The sequence below is a fragment of the Acidovorax sp. Root402 genome, from assembly GCF_001425125.1.
Lineage (GTDB): Bacteria > Pseudomonadota > Gammaproteobacteria > Burkholderiales > Burkholderiaceae_C > Acidovorax > Acidovorax delafieldii.
The window spans coordinates 248,503-270,508 of the sequence record NZ_LMDQ01000016.1; the positions used below are offsets into that span (position 1 = coordinate 248,503).

Annotated in this window: 18 protein-coding genes; 10 read left to right on the forward strand and 8 right to left on the reverse strand. The window is 65.2% G+C overall.

Translation table 11 applies throughout. The annotated features are described in order from the left end of the window. Positions 1-107 precede the first annotated feature (107 nt). From ASC83_RS19415 to ASC83_RS19425, 3 genes are read right to left on the reverse strand one after another with little or no spacing between them, the layout of a single operon-like run. On the reverse strand, positions 108-1,907 hold the full coding sequence (locus ASC83_RS19415) for a feruloyl-CoA synthase (RefSeq protein ID WP_056066468.1): 1,800 nt from the start codon (positions 1,905-1,907) through the stop codon (positions 108-110). Positions 1,908-1,955: 48 nt separating this feature from the next. Beyond that, positions 1,956-2,921, reverse strand: a complete 966-nt coding sequence (locus tag ASC83_RS19420; protein WP_056066471.1) for a 3-hydroxyacyl-CoA dehydrogenase NAD-binding domain-containing protein — start codon at positions 2,919-2,921, stop codon at positions 1,956-1,958. A gap of 10 nt (positions 2,922-2,931) precedes the next feature. Continuing rightward, on the reverse strand, positions 2,932-3,924 hold the full coding sequence (locus ASC83_RS19425) for a Bug family tripartite tricarboxylate transporter substrate binding protein (protein WP_056066596.1): 993 nt from the start codon (positions 3,922-3,924) through the stop codon (positions 2,932-2,934). A gap of 138 nt (positions 3,925-4,062) precedes the next feature. Between ASC83_RS19425 and ASC83_RS19430 the strand changes: the two genes are divergently transcribed. Beyond that, complete coding sequence (locus ASC83_RS19430; protein ID WP_056066474.1) at positions 4,063-4,755, forward strand: Crp/Fnr family transcriptional regulator; 693 nt, start codon at positions 4,063-4,065, stop codon at positions 4,753-4,755. Between the two features lie 60 nt (positions 4,756-4,815). Here the strand turns inward: ASC83_RS19430 and ASC83_RS19435 are convergent, their stop codons facing one another. From ASC83_RS19435 to ASC83_RS19450, 4 genes are read right to left on the reverse strand one after another with little or no spacing between them, the layout of a single operon-like run. Further along, a complete protein-coding gene (locus ASC83_RS19435) occupies positions 4,816-5,646 on the reverse strand; it encodes an alpha/beta fold hydrolase (protein ID WP_056066477.1) in 831 nt (276 codons plus the stop codon). Further along, positions 5,643-7,196 (reverse strand): benzoate-CoA ligase family protein, encoded by a 1,554-nt coding sequence (locus tag ASC83_RS19440; protein ID WP_056066482.1) that lies wholly within the window; start codon positions 7,194-7,196, stop codon positions 5,643-5,645. The genes ASC83_RS19435 and ASC83_RS19440 overlap by 4 nt, the downstream gene beginning before the upstream one ends. A 49-nt stretch (positions 7,197-7,245) precedes the next feature. Then, positions 7,246-8,796: a 3,4-dehydroadipyl-CoA semialdehyde dehydrogenase gene (locus ASC83_RS19445; protein WP_056066485.1), complete on the reverse strand. Its 1,551-nt coding sequence runs from the start codon at positions 8,794-8,796 to the stop codon at positions 7,246-7,248. 54 nt (positions 8,797-8,850) lie between these two features. Continuing rightward, positions 8,851-9,318 (reverse strand): DUF4863 family protein, encoded by a 468-nt coding sequence (locus tag ASC83_RS19450; RefSeq protein ID WP_056066488.1) that lies wholly within the window; start codon positions 9,316-9,318, stop codon positions 8,851-8,853. Between the two features lie 191 nt (positions 9,319-9,509). On the opposite strand from ASC83_RS19450, the gene ASC83_RS19455 reads away from it, so the two are divergent. From ASC83_RS19455 to ASC83_RS19495, 9 genes are all read left to right on the forward strand, one after another. Then, positions 9,510-10,451 carry a helix-turn-helix transcriptional regulator gene (locus tag ASC83_RS19455; protein WP_056066493.1) on the forward strand — a complete coding sequence of 314 codons (942 nt, stop codon included), beginning with the start codon at positions 9,510-9,512 and terminating at the stop codon, positions 10,449-10,451. Between the two features lie 285 nt (positions 10,452-10,736). Next, positions 10,737-12,407 carry a 2,3-epoxybenzoyl-CoA dihydrolase gene (gene boxC / locus ASC83_RS19460; RefSeq protein ID WP_056066496.1) on the forward strand — a complete coding sequence of 557 codons (1,671 nt, stop codon included), beginning with the start codon at positions 10,737-10,739 and terminating at the stop codon, positions 12,405-12,407. Between the two features lie 41 nt (positions 12,408-12,448). After that, on the forward strand, positions 12,449-13,876 hold the full coding sequence (gene boxB, locus ASC83_RS19465; protein WP_056066499.1) for a benzoyl-CoA 2,3-epoxidase subunit BoxB: 1,428 nt from the start codon (positions 12,449-12,451) through the stop codon (positions 13,874-13,876). Between the two features lie 151 nt (positions 13,877-14,027). Beyond that, a complete protein-coding gene (gene boxA / locus ASC83_RS19470; protein WP_056066502.1) occupies positions 14,028-15,305 on the forward strand; it encodes a benzoyl-CoA 2,3-epoxidase subunit BoxA in 1,278 nt (425 codons plus the stop codon). A 256-nt stretch (positions 15,306-15,561) separates the two neighbouring features. After that, positions 15,562-16,362, forward strand: a complete 801-nt coding sequence (locus tag ASC83_RS19475) for a DUF3348 family protein (RefSeq protein WP_056066504.1) — start codon at positions 15,562-15,564, stop codon at positions 16,360-16,362. Positions 16,363-16,373: 11 nt separating this feature from the next. After that, on the forward strand, positions 16,374-19,028 hold the full coding sequence (locus tag ASC83_RS19480; RefSeq protein ID WP_235509422.1) for a DUF802 domain-containing protein: 2,655 nt from the start codon (positions 16,374-16,376) through the stop codon (positions 19,026-19,028). Then, complete coding sequence (locus ASC83_RS19485) at positions 19,025-19,693, forward strand: OmpA family protein (RefSeq protein ID WP_056066511.1); 669 nt, start codon at positions 19,025-19,027, stop codon at positions 19,691-19,693. The genes ASC83_RS19480 and ASC83_RS19485 overlap by 4 nt, the downstream gene beginning before the upstream one ends. Next, positions 19,690-20,280 carry a DUF2894 domain-containing protein gene (locus ASC83_RS19490; protein WP_056066515.1) on the forward strand — a complete coding sequence of 197 codons (591 nt, stop codon included), beginning with the start codon at positions 19,690-19,692 and terminating at the stop codon, positions 20,278-20,280. Before ASC83_RS19485 ends, ASC83_RS19490 begins: the two co-directional genes overlap by 4 nt. A 402-nt stretch (positions 20,281-20,682) precedes the next feature. Then, positions 20,683-20,976, forward strand: coding sequence for a DUF4148 domain-containing protein (locus ASC83_RS19495; protein WP_015013846.1), 294 nt, complete (start codon positions 20,683-20,685; stop codon positions 20,974-20,976). Between the two features lie 464 nt (positions 20,977-21,440). Here the strand turns inward: ASC83_RS19495 and ASC83_RS19500 are convergent, their stop codons facing one another. After that, positions 21,441-22,001, reverse strand: a complete 561-nt coding sequence (locus ASC83_RS19500; RefSeq protein ID WP_082522532.1) for a VOC family protein — start codon at positions 21,999-22,001, stop codon at positions 21,441-21,443. Between the last annotated feature and the right edge of the window lie 5 nt (positions 22,002-22,006).

Sequence of the window (22,006 nt, forward strand, 5' to 3'; positions counted from 1 at the left end):
AAGGCGCCTGCTTCAGCACCAGGGGCCGCGAGGCCCCTTTTTTCTTTTGGGGGAACCCGCAAGGGTGCGCGACGACGCCTCCCCTACACGCCCTGGGCCCCGCGCAATCAGGCCCTGATGACCCCTGGCGCTGCAGGATGGGCATACAAAGCCTGCACCGCCGCCGCGCGGCGTGAGAGCACCGCCCCCTGGTTGATGTAGCCCTTGTCGGTGATCTCCCCGGCGTCTGCATCAGGCGCCATGTCCATCACCATGGCCCGCGTGGGGCATTGCGAAGACCCAGCGCCCGCATCGCGGCGCGCGCGCATCACGGCCTGCAATGCTTGCTCCAGCCGCGCAGCGTCGGCCGCACCGGCCGCAGACGGAAACACCAGCATGCCCACCTGATCGCGGTCATGCCCGGTGAGCACGATGTCCTGGACCAGCGGCGCCAGTTGCGACACCAGCTCCACCCGCAACGTGCCCACCGACACCCAGCTGCCGCTGGACAGCTTGAAATCCTCCGCCACGCGCCCGTTGAAGACCACGCCTTTGTCTGGCTGCTCCGCGTCCACCAGATAGCCCGCATCGCCGATGCGGTAGAACCCCTCGTGATCGAACGCGGCCGCCGTTTCGCGCGGCGCATTGCGGTAGCCTGCAAACACCGACACGCCACGAACCCGCATCTCCAGCTTGCTGCCGTTGGGCACCAGCTTCAGCTCCAGCCCTGGCAAGGGTGCACCAATACAGCCCGCGCCTTCAAGGTGCCAGTGCGCGGTGGTGACGGCCGGCGCTGTCTCTGTGGATCCCCACGATGTCGTGAGCCACAGCGGCTGGGCGGGGCGCACGCGCAGCGCAACGGCCTGCAGGCGCTGCCAGGTCGATGGAGCCAGCGCCGCCGCCGCATAGAAGGCCAGCCGCATGCGCGCCAGCACGTCAGCGGCCAGGCCGTCGTCGGCCTCCAGAAACGGCAGCAGCATGTCAAAGCCCCGGGGCACATTGAACAGCATGGTGGGCTGCACCTCGCGCAGGTTGCGCACCGTCTTGTCGATGAGCCCCGGCACCGGCCGCCCCTCGTCGATGTAGAGCGTGCCGCCGTGGCACAGCACCATGTTGAGGTTGTGGTTGCCGCCAAAGGTATGGCTCCAGGGCAACCAGTCCACCAGCACTGGCTTTTCGTGCTCCAGAAAGCGCCACGCCTGGGCCATCATCTGCTGGTTGGCGCAGAGCATGCGGTGGGTGTTGATGACCACCTTGGGCCGACCGGTGGAGCCGGAGGTGAGCAGGTATTTGGCATGGTCATCGGGCAGCAACGCCTGCATGGCCTGCTGCACCTGGGGCGTTTCCTGCCCAGCGAGCAGATGCTCCCAGGGCAGCGCACCCGGACACGTGGAGGCGTTGCGGCTGAACACACGCACGGCATCGCTGTCCCAGCCTTGCAGGGCTGCCGCATAGACGCTGGCATCGGACGCATAGACCAGGCTGGGCTCCAGCACCGACAGCATGCTGTGCAGGCGGCTGTGGTCCTGGGAGCGCGCATACGCGCTCGACAGCGAACAGGGGGTGATGCCCACATGCATGGCCGCGAGCATGAGGACCGCATGGTCCACCGCGTTGTCGGACAGGATGGCAATGGGCCGCCCGACTGGTAACCGCAGGTCCAGCAGCGACTGCGCCACGGCGCCCACCTGGCGGCGCAGCTGGGCATAGGTCAGGCTGCGCCAGCCTTCTGCGCCATCGCCCCGCTCGGCCAGCGCCAGGGCATCTGGCGTCTCTCGCGCCCAGCGTTCCAGCCATTCCCCCACACAGCGGGCATAGGGTTGCAGCGCCATGGGAGAGCGCAGCGTGAAAGAACCATCGTCAAACTGGGTGCGCACAGCGCGCGCGGGGGCAATCTGGCACTCGTCATCAAGAAAGGCTGGGTACATGGTGGGTTCTCGGGAACGATGGAGGTTCAAAACAGGGGACGCTGTGCCTCAGGTGTGCAGATCGGGATCGGGCTCGCTCAACAGGCCGGACACCTGCTTGGCGCGCAGCAACTCAATGAGCAAGGTATCCCGCGCACGGGCCAGATCGCTGGCTTGGCGCGTGCCTAGTGCTTGTGCGACCCCATCGGTCACCTGGCGCTGCAAGGCTTCGGTCATGGACGGAGTGCCCAAGTCCTGCCACCAGCTTTCGATGGGACCGCCCAGGTGGGCCAGCAGGTGGGCTATGCCACCGTCGCCACCCGACAGGTGCAGGTTCATGAACGGCCCCATCAGCGCCCACCGCAAGCCGGGGCCCTGGGAGATGGCTGTGTCGATGTCTTCCACAGTGGCTACGCCCTGGTCCACCAGATGAAAGGCCTCGCGCCAGAGCGCCGCCTGCAGGCGGTTGGCAATGTGCCCCTTGATCTCACGCCGCACCTGGATGGGGCGCTTGCCAATGCGGGTGTAGAACGCCATGGCATCGGCCATCGCCTGGGGCGTGGTGCGCTCGCCGCCGCCCACTTCGACCAGCGGGATCATGTGCGGCGGATTGAACGGGTGGCCCAGCACCACGCGCCCGGGATGTGCGCAATCCTTCTGCATGTCCGTCACCGCCAGCCCCGAAGAACTGGAGGCCAGCACCACATGCGCCGGGGTCGCTGCATCCATGCGGCGGAACAGGTCCACTTTAAAGTCGAGTCGCTCGGGCCCGTTCTCCTGCACAAAGTCGGCCTGCGCCAGAGCATCTTCCAGCCGCACATGAAAGTGCAGGCGCTCCTGGCTTGCCCCCGAGGCCAGCCCCTGCTGCGACAGCGCCACCCAATGCGCGGCGACGGCGTCCCGCAGTCGCTGCTCGGCCCCTGGCGACGGGTCGGTGGCATGCACGTCCAAACCCCGTGCCAGAAAGTACGCGGCCCAGCTCGCGCCAATGGTGCCGGTGGCCACCACAGCCACGCGCTTCACGGTGTGTGCCATGGGGAACCTTTCAGGACTCTGCCGTGAAGCCGACCTTCTTCACCAGCGGCCCCCAGCGCTCATATTCGGCCTGTTGCGAGGCCAGCATCTCCGCAGGCGTAGAGCCCTTCGCGATGAGCCCCACCACGGCCAGGCTGTCCATGACGGCCTTGTCCTTGATCGCTGCGTTGATGGCGGCGTTGGCGGCAGACACCACGGCTGCTGGCGTGCGGGCCGGGGCGTAAAAGCCAAACCATTCCTCGGTCGTGAGTTCTGGAAAGCCCTGCTCTGCAAACGTGGCGACCTCGGGCGAAAACGGAGAGCGCGCCTGGCCTGAGGTGGCGATCAGCCGCAGCTTGCCCGCCTTGTGGTTGGGAATGAAGTCTCCGCTGGGCGTGACCATCGACGCGATCTGCCCGCCCACCACATCGGTGACGCCCGGGATGGACCCGCGGTACGGCACATGCTTGAGGTCCACGCCGTTGTTCAAGCCCAGCAGCGCTCCGATGAAGTGTGGTGTGGAGCCTGCAGCGGGTGAGCCGTAGTTCGCCTGCCCGGGGTTGGCCTTGGCCCAGGCCAGAAAGTCCTTCACCGTCTTGACGGAGGCAGGCACCAGCGGCCCCACAGCCAGACCATGGTGCATGACGGCGCCGATGGACACCGGCACAAAGTCCTTGGCCGGGTCGTAGCTCAGGCGGCTGTAAATGTGCGGGTAAATGGACGTGCACGAAAACGGCGACAGCGTGAGCACGCTGCCATCGGCGGGCGCCCCCTTGAGCGACTCCAGCGCGATGCGGCCGCCCGCGCCGGGCTTGTTTTCCACCACCGCGGGGTTGCGGGTGTAGGGCGATCCCGCCAGCTTCTCGCCCACCCTGCGCGCCACGCTGTCGCCCGCGCTGCCTGCGGGAAATCCGTAAAAGATCTTGACCTGGTCGATGGTCTGCGCCCAGGCGGCCAGCGGCGACAAGGCCCCCAGCACAGAGGCGCAACCAACGTGGTGCATGAACTGGCGGCGGGTGTGCATCATCATGTGTCTCCTGTGGATGGAGCCGTCATTATTTTTTGACGCCCTTGCACATTCAGTCATCGCGATGACATTTGGACTCAGGGAATACGCGCACGCGCCTGTACAGCACACAGTGGCGCAGGAGACACTCTCACCATGTTGGTCAAACTGGCGCCCCCTACCCTCACCGATCTGCTGCTGCACTCTGCCTGGTTCCCGGCCCTGGACGGCGCCGCCCAGCAGCGGGTGATGGACGATGTGCGCGAGGTCGAAGTGCCCCAGGGCGGCGAGCTGTGCCGGCGCGGCCATACCCCGGTGCACTGGTATGGCGCCATCGAGGGGCTGCTGAAGTGGACTGTGACCTCGGGGGATGGCCGCTCGGTCACGCTCGGCGGACTGTCGGCGGGAAGCTGGTTTGGCGAGGGCACCTTGCTGCGCGGCACGCCCCGCACGGCCGACGTGATCGCACTGCGCCCCAGCCGCGTTGCGCTGGTGCCGATGGAGACTTTTGAATGGCTGCACGCCACGCAGCGCAGCTTTGACCACTTTCTGCTGCGCCAGATCAACGAACGCATGCACTGGTTTCTGGGCAACTTTACGGCCCACCATTTGCTCGATACCGACAGCCAGGTGGCCCGCGCGCTGGCAGGCCTGTTCCACCCCTGGCTGCACCCGGGCAGCGACACGCACCTGCAGGTGTCGCAGGAAGAAATTGCCAATCTCTCGGGCGTATCACGCCAGCGCTGCAACGCGGCGTTGAAGCGGCTGCAGGCCGCTGGGCTGCTGGAGATCGAATACGGCGGCATCACCGTGACCGACCTGGAAGGCCTGCGGCGTCAGGTGGAATAGCCCCTTTTTTTTGGCGTCACTGGGTGCATGGGCTACCGCCCGCTACTGCACCATCTGCCGCTATGTGGGCGAGTGGTGCGCTTGGATGAAGGCGACCGCAGCGGCCATCACCGCACCAGGCTGGTCACGGTGCGGAGAGTGCGCGCAGTCCGGCAATTCCAGCAACCGGGTGCCTGGCACCCGCTGGGCAATGCCCCGGATCTGGGCCAGGGTGCCGTACTCGTCATCACAGCCCTGGATGGCCAGCACGGGGGCGCGGATCAGGGCAACCTCTGGCTCGATGTTCCACGCACGGAAGGCCGGGTCCAGCCAGACGCGGTTCCAGCCCCAGAAGGCCGAATCCCCATCGTCGTGGTAACGCGCCAGCTTGTGGCGCAGATCGGTCTGTTCGTAAGCGTCCCGCGCGCGTTCGATGTTTTGCACCGTCACGTCTTCCACAAAGAGGTGCGGCGCCATCACCACCAGCCCTTGCACGCGCTGCGGCCAGCGTGCAGCCAGCAACAGGGCAATCGATGCGCCATCGCTGTGGCCGAAGAGCCAGGCGGCTTCCTGCACGCCCAGTGCATCGAGGAATGCGGGCACCACCTCGTGCGCCTGCTGGTGCATGAAGTCCACGCCCCACACCTCGTCCGCGCGCCGGGGGGTGGACCGGCCATAAGCAGGACGAGAGAACACCAGCCCCCGAAACCCGCCTGCATCGCACAGCTGGCGCGGGAAGTCCTTCCACATCGCCACGGAGCCCAGGCCCTCGTGCAGGAACACCACCAAGGGGGCAGTGGTGCGCTCGGGGGCTATCCACTGGTACTCGATATGGACCGTGCGGTTGCGCCAGCGCACTGGCACATGCTCAGTGCACCCCACGGGGCTGGGTGCAACGCCATTGGCACTCACGCCCGCTGCTCCCGCTCGCGCAGCCGAAATCGCTGGATCTTGCCGGTGGCCGTCTTGGGCAGCTCGGGCAAGAATTCGATCAGACGCGGGTACTTGTAGGGCGCCAGGCGTTCCTTCACAAAGGCCTTGAGTTCATCCGGTGTGACCGCCTGCCCATCTTTGAGCACGACAAACGCCTTGGTCTTGGTCAGGCCATCAGCATCCTGCGTGCCGACCACGGCTGCCTCCAGCACGGAAGTGTGCTGCATCAACGTGGCCTCCACCTCGAAGGGGGACACGTAAATGCCGCTGACCTTGAGCATGTCGTCGCTGCGCCCGGCGTAGGTGTAGTAACCCTCGGCATCGCGCACATATTTGTCGCCGCTTTTGGTCCACGCGCCCTGGAATGTCTCGCGGGTCTTGGCGCGGTTGTTCCAGTACATCAGCGCAGCGCTGGGGCCCTGGATGTAGAGGTCGCCAATCTCGCCCTGCGCCACCTCGCTGCCGTCTTCGCCGCGCAGGGATATCTCGTACCCGGGCACCGGTTTGCCCGTGGTGCCGTAGCGCACATCGCCAGGGCGGTTGGAAAGGAAGATGTGCAGCATCTCTGTCGAGCCAATGCCATCGATGATGTCGCAACCAAAATGGTCCTTGAAGCGCTGCGCGATCTCGGCCGGCAGCGCCTCGCCGGCAGACGAGCACATGCGCAGCGCCACCGCACTTCGGGAAGGCAGGCGGGGCGAGGCCAGCATGCCGGCAAAACCGGTGGGCGCCCCAAAGAACACCGTGGGCTGGTGGCGCGTCCAACGCTCGAACGTGGCGTCTGGCGTGGGTCGCTCGGCCATCAGCACCACTGTGGCGCCCACTGACAAAGGGAAGGTCAGGCTGTTGCCCAGCCCATACGCAAAGTAGAGCTTGGCAGCCGAAAAGCACACATCCTTGTCGGTCAGACCCAGCACCGCCTTGCCATACAGCTCGGCCGTCCACCACAGGCTGCCCTGCGTGTGCACCGTGCCCTTGGGCTTGCCCGTGGAGCCCGAGGAATAAAGCCAGAACCCGGGCTCGTCCGGGCCGGTGCGGGCGGGCGCAGTCAGCGCGGGGGTGCTGGCGATGGCGGCCTGCATGTCCACCGCCCCCGCACCCAGCGGGCCTTGCGGCTGCGACACCACGCAAGCACGCACCTCATGGTGGGGTGCCAGGGCCAGCGCCTCGTCCAGCACCGGCAGCAATGCACCGGAGACCAGCGCCGCCTGCGCGCGGCAGTGCGTCAGCATGTAGGCGTAGTCGTCGGGCTTGAGCAGGGTGTTGACCGCCACAGGCACCACACCCGCGTACAGGCAACCCAGAAACGCCACCGGCCAGTCGCTGGTGTCCAGCATCAGCAGCAGCACGCGCTCCTCGCGCCGCACGCCAGTGTTGGCCAGCACCGCCGCCAGCCGCCGTGCGCGGTCTTCCAGCGCGCTGTAGCTCAGGGTCCCCCGGTCGTCGATGTAGGCGATGCGGTCACCCCGCGCGCGGTTGAGAGCAAACAGATGCTCTGCAAAATTGAACTGTTCCGGAAGGCTGTTCATGGCGTGTCTCCGTCGCGATGGTGTGGTCGTTGTGGGTGGGGCTGAGGGGTCAGCAGCCCAGCGCAGCAAGCACTTCGGGGCTGGCCTGCACCGCACTGCGCTGGTGGTAGAAGTCCAGCGCCCGCAAGCCACCCAGCTCAGCACCACCACCAGCCCGGCCGGGCCCCCCATGCAGCGACATGGGCATGACATTGCCGTGGCCCGTGTGCGCAGTGGCCACTGCCGGCGTCACCACATGCACACGGCCATTGCTCGCAGCCAGCGCTACGGCGGCCTGGGCCAGGGCCTTGTCGTCGGCGCCATAGAGCGAGGTCACCAGCGAGCCCTGGCCACGCTGCGCAAGGGCCAGCGCATGGGGCAGGTCGTTATAGGGCAGCAAGGTGGCCACCGGTCCAAACACCTCCACGTCATGAACGATGGAGGCCTTGTCGGCATCGCGCGCGCCCAGCAGCACCGGGCCGACGCAGGCGGCCACTGCAGAGTCGGCATCGACCAGCGGCCGCGTTCGGCCGTCATACACAAGGTCGGTATGGGCCCCCAGGGCGGCAATGCCTGCCTGCACTCCATCGAACTGGGCGCGGCTGACCAGCGAGCCCATGCGCACTTCCGGGTTGCGGGGGTTGCCCACCACCACGCGGGCCAGCTGGGCGCTGACAGCCTCCGCCACCGCAGCGTACGACGCAGTGGGGACCAGGATGCGGCGGATCGCGGTGCACTTCTGGCCTGACTTGACGGTCATCTCACGGACGACTTCGCGCACCAGCAGGTCAAAGGCCGAACTGCCCGGCGCCGCGTCGGGCATCAGCAGCGCGGCATTGAGGCTGTCCGCCTCGATGTTGGCGCGCACCGAACGCTGCGCCACCGCCGGATGCGCCCGGACAACGCCCGCCGTCTCGGCAGAGCCGGTGAACGACATCACATCAAAGGGTTGCAGCGCATCCATCAGGCCCGCCGAGCTTCCCGCGATGATCGACAGCGCGCCGGCGGGCAACACCCCCGCGTTCACCACGTCCTGCACCATGCGCTGGGTCAGCCACGCCGTGGATGTGCCGGGCTTGACGATGACCGGCATGCCCGACAACAAGGCGGGCGCGGCTTTTTCCCACAGGCCCCAAGCAGGAAAGTTGAACGCGTTGATGCACAGCGCCACCCCTGGCCTCGGCACCTGCAGGTGCTGCGACTGAAAGACCGGTTCCTTGCCCAGCCTGACGGCATCCCCGTCACGCAGCACGCGCACATCGCCCAGCGCCTCACCCCATTTGGCGTATTGGCCGAGCGTGAAGATGCCGCCGTCGATGTCCACCGCAGAGTCCGTCTTGACGGTGCCGGAATTGGCGGTGGCGATGTCGTAATAGCTGTCGCGGTGCGCCTGCAGCACCTTGGCGACCGCGCCGAGCATGGCGGCCCGCTCACGATAGGTGGCAGCGCGTAGCTCAGCTCCCCCCTGTTCGCGGGCAAACGCAAAGGCCTCGGGCAGATTCAACCCCGTGGCGTCCACCCGCACCAGGGCGGTGCCCAGCACAGGATCGCGCAGCTCAGTGCCGGGCCCTGTTCCGTGTTGCCAGCGGCCGGCAAGGTGGTTGGCGAGCAATTCAGTCATGCAGTCAATCTTTCAGAGCAAGAAAGTCAATAGGGAGCAGCGCTGGCGCCAGCCCTAGCGGGTGAACTGGATCTGCCCCTCGGGCAACAGGTACAAAACCAGCGCCCTGCCGCGCGCCACCGTAGGGTGGTGGGCACTGCCGGGCGGGTAGACGCACCAGCCGGCAGGGTGGCCGTCAAACAACGCATCGCCCTCCAGTGGCATGATCAAATCGATTTCGCCCTGCGGGTGGGTGTGGTGGGGGCCAGCAATGTTTTGCATGTCCACCACGTCCAAAGAAAACCGGTGCAAGGCATCTTCGGGCTTGAACACACGGCCATAGCGGATGCCGCCGCCTTCGCGTTCACACAGCCAGCCTTCACGTGCGCCCTGAATGCACGCCTCCCGCAAGCGCTGGTAGGTCGCACTGGTGGGGCCGTGCGCGGTGTTCAGCCATTGCGCCAGAGCGGCATCCAGGGGTTTGCCAGCGAGCTGGGCGGTCAGATCAACCAGGGCTTGGTGAAATGCAGTTTTGTCGGACATGGGCAGTGGGTGCAGCTAGAGTCGGGGCCCAATCTGCACCGTTTTTGATCCACCGCCTTGCGCGCATCCAAAACATGCAGTATTTTGCCAATTGATGAACCATAGTTACCTCAAAGATCCATGTCAAGCACTATAGTGCATGAATGGCGTTTTCCCTGAGAAGACCAGGGCGCTCCATGAAAAGGATGGGTATGAATGAAACAGAAACGGCGGGGCTACTCGCACCCGCCTCCGCGCAGGAGGGTGCGCAATCATCGGCCGAGGAGCCCAAGAACCCTCTTCTGGTGTCGCTGGGCGAGCGCGTTCGCAATCTGCGTGCACAGCGGGGCCTGACCCGCAAGGCGGTAGCGGTGGCCGCCGACGTCTCGGAGCGCCACCTGGCCAACCTGGAGTACGGTACGGGCAACGCCTCCATCCTGGTGCTGCAGCAGGTGGCCCATGCGCTGCACTGCTCGCTGGCGGAGCTCGTGGGCGATTTCACGACGCAATCGCCCGAATGGCTGCTGATCCGCGAACTGCTGGAACACCGCAGCGAGCCCGAACTGCGGCGTGCCCGCCTGGCGTTGCACGAGCTGCTCAGTGGGGGGCACAACGACACAGCAAGGCACCGCCGCATTGCGCTGGTGGGTCTGCGGGGGGCTGGCAAATCCACCCTGGGGCCGCTGCTGGCGCGCGAGCTGGATGTTCCCTTCATTGAACTGAGCCGCGCCATCGAAGCCCTCGCCGGGTGCAGCGTGCGCGAAATCCACGACCTGTACGGCACCACCGCCTACCGCCGCTACGAGCGCAGGGCGCTGGAGGAAACGATACAGATCCACAGCGAGGTGGTCATTGCCACGCCGGGTGGCATTGTGTCGGACCCCGCCACTTTCAACGAGCTGCTGGCCCACTGCACCACCGTGTGGTTACGGGCCGCGCCCGAGGAACACATGGGGCGGGTGGTGGCACAGGGCGACATGCGCCCGATGGCCGCCAGCAAGGAGGCCATGGACGACCTCAAGCGCATCCTGGACGGGCGCGCTGCTTTCTATTCCAAGGCCGAAATCACGGTGGATACCTCCGGCCAAACCCCCGAGCAGAGCCTGCAGACCTTGAGTGCCAGCGTGCGCAAGGCCATGGCCCGCGTGGCGTAAAAACCTGCACCCGGTCTGAACGGCTGCCGCCCGGACATCGGCGCCGCAGCACCCACGCCCATCCCGGCACAGCGCCCTCCACCACGGCGGCCTCTGCAGCTCGCCCCCTCCCCGATCGCCCCCTGCGCAGCCCTCAGCAGCGCCCAGCAGCGCCCAGCAGCGCTGCCCGTCTACCCGAATGCCATCGGCAAAAAAATGCATTGACACACCGAACAACACGCATGATGATGCACATCAACAGCTGAACACAAGCACTATATTGCATTAATTCTCCACGGAGACCTCATGGCAGACCTCACCCACGTTCCCGAACGCGTTGACTACCGCACTGATCCCACGCAGTACCGCCACTGGACCTTGTCGATCGAGGGTGCCATTGCGCGGCTGTCCCTTGACATAGCGGAGGACGGCGGGATCCGTCCTGGCTACAAGCTCAAGCTCAACAGCTACGACCTGGGGGTGGACATTGAGCTGCATGACGCGCTCAACCGCATCCGCTTCGAGCACCCCAACGTCCGCAGCGTCATCGTCACCAGTGGCAAGGACCGTATCTTTTGCTCGGGCGCCAACATCTTCATGCTGGGTGTGTCCAGCCATGCCTGGAAGGTCAACTTCTGCAAGTTCACCAACGAGACGCGCAACGGCATTGAAGACTCCTCCAAACACTCGGGCCTCAAGTTCATTGCGGCAGTGAATGGCGCCTGCGCGGGCGGTGGCTATGAGTTGGCACTGGCGTGCGATGAAATCATCCTGGTCGATGACCGGTCGTCTGCCGTGTCGCTGCCCGAAGTGCCTTTGCTGGGCGTGTTGCCCGGCACCGGTGGGCTGACACGTGTCACGGACAAGCGCCACGTGCGGCACGATCTGGCCGACATCTTCTGCACCAGCGTGGAGGGTGTGCGTGGCCAGCGCGCGGTGGACTGGCGGCTGGTGGACCGTATCGCCAAGCCCGCGCAATTTGCCGCCACGGTGCAAGAGCGCGCCGCCGCCCATGCACAGACCAGCACCCGCCCCGGCAGCGCACAAGGCATTGCCCTGCCACGCGTGGAGCGGCAGGACCATGCCGACGGCATGCGCTACCAGCACGTGACGGTGGACATCGACCGCGCCCGGCGCACGGCCACGCTGTGCATCCGCGCCCCCGAGGGAGCGCAGCCCGCTGACAGGGCAGCCATTGAAGCAGCGGGCGCCGCCTGGTGGCCGCTGGCACTGGCCCGCGAGCTGGACGACGCCATCCTGAACCTGCGCACCAACGAACTGGACATTGGCACCTGGCTGCTGAAGACCGAAGGGGATGCGCAGGCGGTGCTGGCCAGCGATGCCATCTTGCTCGCGCATCAGGACCACTGGCTGGTGCGCGAGACCATCGGTGCGCTGCGACGCACGTTTGCCCGTCTGGATGTGTCCTCACGCAGCCTCTTCGCGCTGATCGAGACGGGATCGGCTTTTGCCGGCACCCTCGCAGAACTGGCCTTAGCGGCAGACCGCACCTACATGCTGGCCCTGCCCGACGCGCCAGAGCAGGCCCCAACGCTCACCCTGAACGCATTCAACTTTGGCCTGCTGCCCATGGTGAATGACCAAAGCCGCTTGCAGCGCCGCTTCTATGAAGAGGCGGGCCCGCTGGAAGCGGTCCGCGCTGCCGCGGGCCGGCCGCTGGACGCAGACAGCGCACTGGCGCTGGGCCTGGTCACGGCAGCCCCCGACGACATCGACTGGGCCGACGAAATCCGTATCGCCATTGAAGAACGCGCCGCCATGTCGCCCGATGCGCTGACCGGCCTGGAGGCCAACCTGCGCTTTGCCAGCAGGGAGAACATGAACACCCGCATCTTCGGGCGCCTGACCGCGTGGCAGAACTGGATCTTCAACCGCCCCAACGCCGTGGGCGAGAAGGGCGCGCTCAAGGTTTACGGCACCGGCCAGAAGGCCGGGTTTGACCAGACGCGCGTCTGACCCCCTGCCCTGCATTCGATTTCCATCCAGAGGAGCACCCCATGAGCAGCATCAACTACAGCGAGAAGATTCCCAACAACGTGAACCTGGGCGAAGACCGCACGTTGCAGCGCGCGCTAGAAGGCTGGCAGCCCAACTTCATCAACTGGTGGGACGACGTGGGTCCCGAGGGCTCCACCAACCATGAGGTCTATCTGCGTACCGCCGTGAGCGTGGACCCGAACGGCTGGGCCCAGTTCGGCCACGTGAAGATGCGCGACTACCGCTGGGGCATCTTTTTGAACCCAGGCGACAGCAACCGCGAGATCCACTTTGGCGACCACAAGGGCGAAAAAGCCTGGCAGGACGTGCCCGGCGAGCACCGCGCCAATCTGCGCCGCATCATCGTGACCCAGGGCGACACGGAGCCTGCCTCGGTCGAGCAGCAGCGCCACCTGGGCCTGACAGCGCCCAGCATGTACGACCTGCGCAACCTGTTCCAGATCAATGTGGAAGAGGGCCGCCACCTGTGGGCCATGGTGTACCTGCTGCACAAGCACTTCGGCCGCGACGGCCGCGAGGAAGCCGAAGCGCTGCTGCAGCGCCAGTCCGGCGACCAGAACAACCCGCGCATCCTGGGCGCGTTCAATGAAAAGACGCCGGATTGGCTGGCGTTTTTCATGTTCACCTACTTCACTGACCGTGACGGCAAGTTCCAGCTCTCGGCCCTGGCAGAGAGCGCTTTTGACCCGCTGGCGCGCACCACCAAGTTCATGCTGACCGAAGAGGCCCACCACATGTTTGTGGGCGAAAGCGGCATCTCGCGCGTGCTGTCGCGCACCGCACAGGTAATGAACGACCTCAAGACCGACGACCCTGCCAAGGTGCGTGCTGCTGGCGCCATCGACCTGCCCACCATCCAGCGCTACCTCAACTTCCACTACAGCGTGACCATCGACCTGTTCGGCGCCGACCAGTCGAGCAACGCCGCCACGTTCTACAGCTCGGGCCTCAAGGGTCGCTACGAAGAAGGAAAACGCACGGACGATCATGTGCTCAAGGGCCAGACGTACAAGGTGCTGGAGGTCAAGGACGGACAGCTGCTGGAAAAAGAAGTGCCCATGCTCAACGCGCTGAACGAAGTACTGCGCGACGACTTCATCAAGGACTCCATGGCGGGCGTGGGCCGTTGGAACAAGGTGCTGGAGAAGGCGGGCGTCCCCACCCGCCTGGTGGTCCCCCACAAGGCCTTCAATCGCCAGATCGGCGCGCTGGCGGGCATCAAGATGTCGCCCGACGGCCGCGTGGTGAGCGAGGCAGAATGGACCGCGCGCAAGGCCGAATGGCTGCCCACGCCCGAAGACTTCGCGTTTGTGGCGTCGTTGATGGGCCGTGTGGTCGAGCCGGGCAAGTTCGCCGGCTGGATCGCGCCCCCCGTCATGGGCATCAACCGCCAGCCGGTGGATTTTGAGTACGTGCGTTTTAATTGATCGCCGCTGAGTTGCCCGTGCCGCATTCGCCGCCCCTGGCAAGACGGCGCGAGCGGCACGGCGAGTCGGGCTCTGCGTTGTGGCACACCGAATGCTTCCACTGTATGCAAGGTCCCAGCACCGGTAGCCGGATATTGCTCGAAGAATGAATATGGACACCCACACGCTGATCGACAACGGCATCCTGAAGCAGCATCTGATCGACCCGGAGATCTGCATTCGCTGCAACACCTGCGAGGCCACCTGTCCGGTCAACGCGATCACGCACGACGACAACAACTACGTGGTGCGAGCCGATGTGTGCAACGGCTGCATGGCCTGCATCTCGCCCTGCCCCACGGGTTCCATCGACAACTGGCGTGCGGTGCCAGTGGCCCGCGCCTACACCGTTGAGGAACAGTTCAGCTGGGAAGAACTGCCGGGCGAGCTTGCCCCCCATGAACTGGTCGCAGCAGGCGGAGAGCCCGCCACAGAGGTAACGGCGCTGCAGCAAGCCCCCGAAGCGCCTGCTGAGCCGGGCACGCAGGTTTTTCGCTCCGCCCAGTACGGAGCCACGGTACCGCCCTGGTCCGCAGCCCATCCCTACACCAATCTTTTTCCGCCCAAAAACCCGACCACGGCCACCGTGGTCGGGAACTTCAATTGCACCGAGGCGGGTTATGAGAGCGAGACCCACCATGTGGTGCTCGATTTCGGCAGCATGCCGTTCCCCGTGCTGGAAGGGCAATCGATTGGCATCATCCCGCCGGGCGCCGATGCGCTGGGCAAACCCCATCACGCGCGCCAATACTCGGTGGCCAGCCCGCGCAACGGCGAACGCCCCGGCTACAACAACTTGGCGCTGACTGTGAAGCGCGTGACCGTGGACCACGATGGCAACCCTGTGCGAGGCGTTGCCTCCAACTACGTTTGCGATCTGAAGGTAGGCGACAAGGTGCAGGTGGTGGGGCCGTTCGGCAGCAGCTTCCTCATGCCCAACCATCCGCGATCGCACATCGTGATGATCTGCACCGGCACCGGCAGCGCTCCCATGCGCGCCATGACCGAGTGGCGGCGCAGGCTACGCAACAGCGGCAAGTTTGAGGGCGGCAAGCTCTTGCTGTTCTTCGGCGCACGCACGCAGCAGGAACTGCCCTACTTCGGCCCCCTGCAAAGCCTGCCCAAGGATTTCATCGACATCAACCTGGCTTTCTCCCGCACGCCCGGGCAGCCCAAGCGCTATGTGCAAGACCTGATGCGCGAGCGCGCCGCCGACCTGCTGGCCCTGCTGCGCGATGACAACAGCCACTTCTACGTCTGCGGCCTCAAGGGCATGGAAGAAGGCGTGGTGATGGCGCTGCGTGACATCGCCCAGGAGGCGGGGCTGAGCTGGGACGCCCTGGGTGGGACGCTTCAGCGCGAAGGGCGACTGCATCTGGAGACGTACTGAGGCGGGCATGGCATCGGCCTGAGCCAAACTCAAGCCATGGCGCCCCCCCAAAAAGGCCCATTGGCCGGGCCTCGGGGCGCTGCATGGAGCCCTTTCCCTTGTGTAACAGCTGCAACGCCGGAGGCTGACTGGCAGGCTGGTCTATCGTTCCTGCGAAAATAGCGGGCTTTGCCTTCGGGAGGACTCCTTCCCCCGATGCACGCGCCGCCGGACCGTCCCGCTCGGCCGTGCCCACCCAGTGCACAGCCTTCACGGGATGACCCAACACCACCTACTCAACAGCTCACGCCTCGTGGTCCTGCTCCAGCAATGGACGCGGGAAGCCAGCGAGCGGGCCGCGCCTCCGCGACCAGCAGCCAAGCCCCCCGATGTGGCAGAGCAGCTGAGCCTATGGCTGGGAACCGTGGACGCCGTCCAGCTCAGCCGGGCGCTGCACGCGATCGAGAACCTGCCATCGCAGGCGGCGACTGCACAGCACCCGGCAATGGCGCTGAACATGACGGTACTCGCCGGCCTGGTAGCGAAGGTTCGGGCCGACCTCGAAGTGCAGCTGGCCACGAGGCCCACTGCACCCAAGCCACTGCGAGCCCGGGCGGACAACACCCCCGTGGAACTGCCCGACCCGAGGGTGGACACGGATTTCGCCACCCACGCGCCACGCTATCTGGACCTGCAAAAGCAGATGGAGCTGCGGCTGCAGCCCCTGCGGGCACAGTTGCGCCAGGCGATCGCACAAGGCTCCCCCAGATTGCGCCAGGTGGCGGCGCTGGACGCTGTGATGGAGCGCATGTTGGCACCGCGTGAACAACGGCTGTGGGCCTTGCTACCCGCGCACCTAGAGCGCCGTATGGCGCACCGCCACCGGCAACACCAGCACAGGCTGACCACCCAAGGGTTGACCGATGAGCCTGCGCGCTGGCGGCAGGCCGGAGGCTGGCTGTGGGCCTTCGAGCGCGACATGCAGGCCCTACTTGCCGCAGAGCTGCAAACGCGCATGGAACCGATCACGGGACTGCTGGAAGCAGCCCAGAACGACACAACAGGACAACAGGAATGAACAAGAGTGTGATGACAGCCATCTTCGCTGCGGGCCTTGCAGCCGCTGGCTGGGTGGGCTGGGGTTTTGTGGGCCACAGCCCGCTGGCACTGGCAATGACGGTGATGATCGCCGCCACCTACCTGCTGGGAGCTTGGGAGCTGATGCGCTATCGCGCGGCCACCGCCTCGCTGACGCGTGCGCTAGAGGCACATCAAGAGCCCCGTGCCCTGGATGCCTGGCTGGAAAGCCTGGACCCCGCGCTGCGCCACCCGGTTCGCCAACGTATCGAAGGGGAGCGTGTAGCCCTGCCTGGACCTGCACTCACGCCTTACCTGGTGGGGCTGCTGGTCATGCTGGGCATGCTGGGCACCTTCGTGGGCATGGTGGTGACATTCCACGGCGCCGTGTTTGCCCTGGAGGCATCAGGCAACCTGGAATCCATCCGCAATGCACTGGCTGCTCCCATCAAGGGGCTGGGTCTGTCGTTCGGCACGTCCGTCGCGGGGGTCGCCACATCGGCCGCACTGGGCCTGTTGTCCGCCCTGAGCCGCCGAGAGAGGCTGCAGGCGGTGCGCCAGCTGGATGCGCGCATCCCCACGCTGTTCCGTGCCTTCTCGTCCGCCCAACGGCGTGAGGAAACCTTGCTGGCCCTGCAAGCGCAGGCCCAGGCCCTGCCGCTGATTGCCGATCGCCTGCAAGCCATGATGGAAGGACTGGAGCGCCGCCACAGCCAGCTCAACGACCAGCTGCTGGCGCAACAGCAGGGGTTTCATCAAGAGGCCTCTGCCGCGTACACCCAATTGGCGCAGTCCGTGGGTACATCGCTGCAAGACAGCCTGAGCACCAGTGCCCAGCAGGCCACCGCCGCCATACGCCCGGTGGTGGAACAGGCCATGGCGACGCTGGCACAAGAGTCCCAGCGCACCCACGAGCGGCTGCGAGAGCACACAGGCCAGCAGCTGCAAAGCCTCAGTGCGCAATGGGAGGGCACAGCACGCAAGGTGGCCGACACCTGGGCCCAGGCGCTCGACCAGCAGTCGAACACACAGGGCACGCTGATCACCCAGTTTGAGGTTGCAGTGCAAAAGCTCACGCAGACTTTCGACGAACGATCGAAAACGCTGGTGGACTCCCTGCACGTATCGGCTGCACAGCAACAGGCTGCCCAGGCGGAGTCCGACCAGCGGCGACTGCAAGGCTGGGAGCACTCCATGCAGGACATGGCTCGCAACCTGGCCAGCGAATGGCATCAAGCGGGCAACCAGACGCTGGCCCAGCAGCAGGAGGTGGGCCAGGCCTTGGAGCGCACCGCACAGCAGATGGACCGGCAATTGCAAGCCACCACCCAGGCATTTGCACAACAGGCCGAAGCCCTGGTCACCACACTGCAGGCGACGGTAGCCGAAGCCCACGGTGCGCAGCGCGCTGCGGATACGCAGCGGCTCGCCGACTGGACGCAGTCCATGCACCAGATGGCCCAGAAACTCAGCGGCGAATGGCAAAGCGCGGGGGCACAAACTGCCGAACAGCACCAGACAACCGGCGCGGCACTAGCCCAAGCAGCCCAGCAGCTGGAGCATCGCCTGCAGTCAGCCAACAACGCATTTGAAGAACGCTCCGAGGCCTTGCTGGCTGCATTGCAAAGCACCGTCACCGATGCTCAGCAGGCGCAGCGCGACGCCGATGCGCAACGGCTGGCAGGCTGGAGCCAGTCCCTGGAGAGACTGGCCCACACGCTCAGCGCTGAATGGCAGCGCGCAGCCACACAGACCGTGGAACAACAGCGCGCCCTGATGCAGACCCTGGAAGACACCGCCACGCAAGTGAGTCTGCGACTGAACGCCCAGGTGGACCGTACATTGGGCAGCGCCACCGCGCTGATGGAGCAATCCGACGCCCTGCTGCGCACACGCATCGACAACGAAGCGCAATGGGTGCAAGCCCAGGGTCAGCGCATGGATGCGCTGACCCTGGTGTGGCGCGAGGAACTGACCACCCTGCGCGATGCAGAAGCCGCGCGCGGACAGGCGGCAGTGGACCGCCTGGATACTCTGCAAGCCGCCGTGGCAGAGCACCTGGCCACCCTGGGCGCTGCGCTGGAAGCACCCCTCACGCGCCTGCTGCAGACCGCCTCCGACGTGCCGCAAGCGGCGGCCGAAGTCATTACCCAGTTGCGACAGGAAATGACACGCCTGGGCGAACGCGACAACCTCGCGCTGGCCGAGCGCACGGCCATGACACAGCAGCTGGGCAGCCTGCTGCAATCCGTGAACGAAGCCGCTGTGCAGCAGCGCGCGGCCATTGACGCACTGGTGGGTTCCGCCGCCAAGGTGCTCGAACAGGCGGGCCAGCAGTTTGCACAGGCCCTGGGCGCACAGGCGGGCAAGGTGGACGAAGTGGCAGCGCAGGTTGCGGCCAGCGCCATCGAGTTGTCCAGCCTGGGGGAATCCTTCCAGCACGGCGTCGGCCTGTTCAGCGCCAGCAACGAGAAGCTCGTGGAGAGCCTGCAAGGCATGGAGGACGCCCTTCGCGAGTCCATGGGCCGCAGCGACGAACAGCTGGCGTACTACGTGGCGCAGGCCCGCGAGGTGATTGACCTGAGCATCAGCGCACAACAAGGCATCGTGGAAGACCTGCGTCGACTGCATGGCAAGGCCACGGCAGAACAAGGGGTGCCTGCGTGACCGGCCTGGATGACACACTGGATGATGCTACCGACCAGACGGCACCGGTGTGGGCCGTCTTCGGCGATCTGATGGCGGGGCTGCTGGGTGCGTTTGTACTGATCCTCGTGGGAGTGCTGGTGGTGCAGATCGACCTGGTGGCCAGCCTGCAACAGGAAGTGCAAAAGCGCCAGATGGAAGAGCAGCGGCGCGTGGCGCTTGAGAAGGCCCTGGCCATTCCGCTGGCCAGCGGGCGCGTGACGGTGAACAACGGGCGCATTGGTATCAGCGGCAGCGTGCTGTTTGCCACCGGTTCAGACGAACTGCGTGCCGAGGGACGGCAACTGCTCAAGAGTCTGGTTCAGCCGTTGGGGGTTTACTTGCGGGAGCGCGACGAAATGCTGATGGTCAGCGGCTTCACCGACAACACCGCGCTGCTACGCGGCAGCCAGAAGCGTTTTGCGGACAACCTGGAGCTGTCAGCCCAGCGTGCACTCACCGTGACCCGGGCTCTGATTGACGAGGGCATGCCATCGTCCCAGGTGTTCGCCGCAGCCTTTGGCGCCGAACAACCCGTGGCTGACAACAGCGAGGAAAAAGGCCGTGCACAAAACCGCCGGGTGGAGATGGCCCCAGTCCCCAAGGCCGCCAACACCCGGTCCACCGAGTCTCCCCGCGCACCATGACAGATCCCCGTCTGGAGGCATTGCGTGCAGTGGGCGCGCACCACAACGACCCCGTGCGTTTTCACTACCTGGAGATCCTGGCGCGCCGCCTGCCTGGCCAATCAGCGGCCGTGCAGCGGCTGTTGGCGCACAAGCTCGATACGGCGCTGGCGGGCTACCCCGAAAACCCGCTCCACACAACTCCATCACAGGGCAACCAACGCCCCGCCCCTGCAGCATCTGCGCTGGCACAACTGAACCAAACCCTGGGAACCCCTCGGCGCAGCATCGCCAGGGACGACCCCTTTGCGATGGACAGCGCTCCATTGCCCGCGCTCAAAAGCGTGCGCCATTTCAGCGAGGTCTGGTCGCACATCGCCGCCGAGCAGCAGGTGGTGCAGGCCCTGCACAGGGGGCCTGAGAACGCCGGGCCACTCAACGCCCACAAGCTGATGCTGCGCTCACTCAACCTGATGCGCTCCCTGTCCCCCGACTATCTGCGCCATTTCATGGCGCAAATGGACACCTTATTGTGGCTGGATCAGGCAAGCACCCGAGCCACAAGCCCCGCTCCGCGTTCGGTGCGCAAGACACGCAACAAGCCATAGACCGATAGATCCGCAGGCCTGCAGCCAGGGCACAAACCACTGCTGTGTAGTCCCCGGCCCAACACCCGGGGCGATGGAAAATGACGCTTCGGCGCCTCCAACCACTGACGCGAAACGTCACAGTACGTGGCCCAGCCATTGTTTTCAAAACTGGAACAGTTAGTTTGCGACTGGGTGGTTTTTCCCTGAACACCATCGGCGTACAGTTCATCCCATCGATGAGCCGAACCCGCAAGGCGACTCACCGAACCCGGTTCAGGGTTTTTCCCTGAACACCATCGGCGTACAGTTCATCCCATCGATGAGCCGAACCCGCAAGGCGACTCACCGAACCCGGTTCAGGAATGGTTTTTGACCCGGCTTTTTTGAGACGCTTTTTAAGTTTTTTTAAGGATTTTCATCATGAACAAGACCGCCCGTTTCCTCTCCGTCGCCGCTGTTGCCGCTTTCGCCGCTTTTGGTGCCCATGCCGATGAAGCCGATGGCTCGCAATTTGCCCTGAAGTTCGACACCAACCGCACCCGCGCTGAAGTGCAAGCCGAAGCTGTAGTGGAAGCCAAGACCCACAACATGGAACCCGCAGGCTCGCGTGTGGTGACCTACAAGTCCACCGCTGACCGCGCTGCCGTGCGTGCCCAGGCTGCTGAAGCCGTGCGCACCGGCCAGATCCCTTCGGGCGAATTCAGCGCCATGTAATTTGGCAGACCAACTGCTTGGGTTGGATTGAAGCAGTTGCGGGACTTCCCAKGGYGGTGGCACTTCGCGCGGTGCGGGTGCTGCTGCCATGGGGAGTGTTAACTGAACCGCAGGGGCGGGCAGGCAGATCGGGCTCCCTTTGGGGAGCCCTTTCTGTTTGTGGGCAGNCCGTGCGCACCGGCCAGATCCCTTCGGGCGAATTCAGCGCCATGTAATTTGGCAGACCAACTGCTTGGGTTGGATTGAAGCAGTTGCGGGACTTCCCATGGCGGTGGCACTTCGCGCGGTGCGGGTGCTGTTGCCATGGGGGGTGTTTTAGACAAGCACTCACTCCCGCACTGATCAAGCAAACGGGGCTCCCATTGGGAGCCCTTTTTGTTGCGTGCGAACACAAGCAAAACGTCGAACGCCTGTTGCATCTCCAAGCCGAAAGCCTTCGCGTTATCGCGAAAAACGAGCGTTCGCTACGCGCTCCCGGCCTTCAATGCCGCGCGTCGTTCAGCAAACTGCGCAGCCCACTCGGATACCGGCATAAAGCTGGGGTCCGAACGCACCACACGCTCCGTCTGGGCCCAGATGGCTTCGTCATCCTGATCCAGGTCCAAAGGATCACCGTGGGGCTGGCTCACGTACCAAGGAGTGTCCAGATAAACCTCCACAGTGTTGTCTTCCGGGTCCATGCAGTAAATGGATATCGCATTCCCGTGGTTAAGCCCACGCATCTTCGACGCGCCCAGTGCCAACGCGCGGCGACGCGCCTCGCGCAGATGATCAATGGTCTGGACCTTGAACGACAGCTGCATCACGGTGCTCGGTGCATCTTCACCCCGCCCTCCAGCCAGCACCAACTGGTGGTGCTGATCACCACGCCCGCTCAGAAACACGATCTCGAAGCGAAAGGTCACGCCCTCGCCACGATCCGTCTCCTGCATGTCGAACACTTCGGTATAGAAAGCCTTCATCACCTCCAGGTCACGGCAAAAAATGCCACAGTGAGCGAGATTGGCGGTATAGGGTGGATTCACGTTGC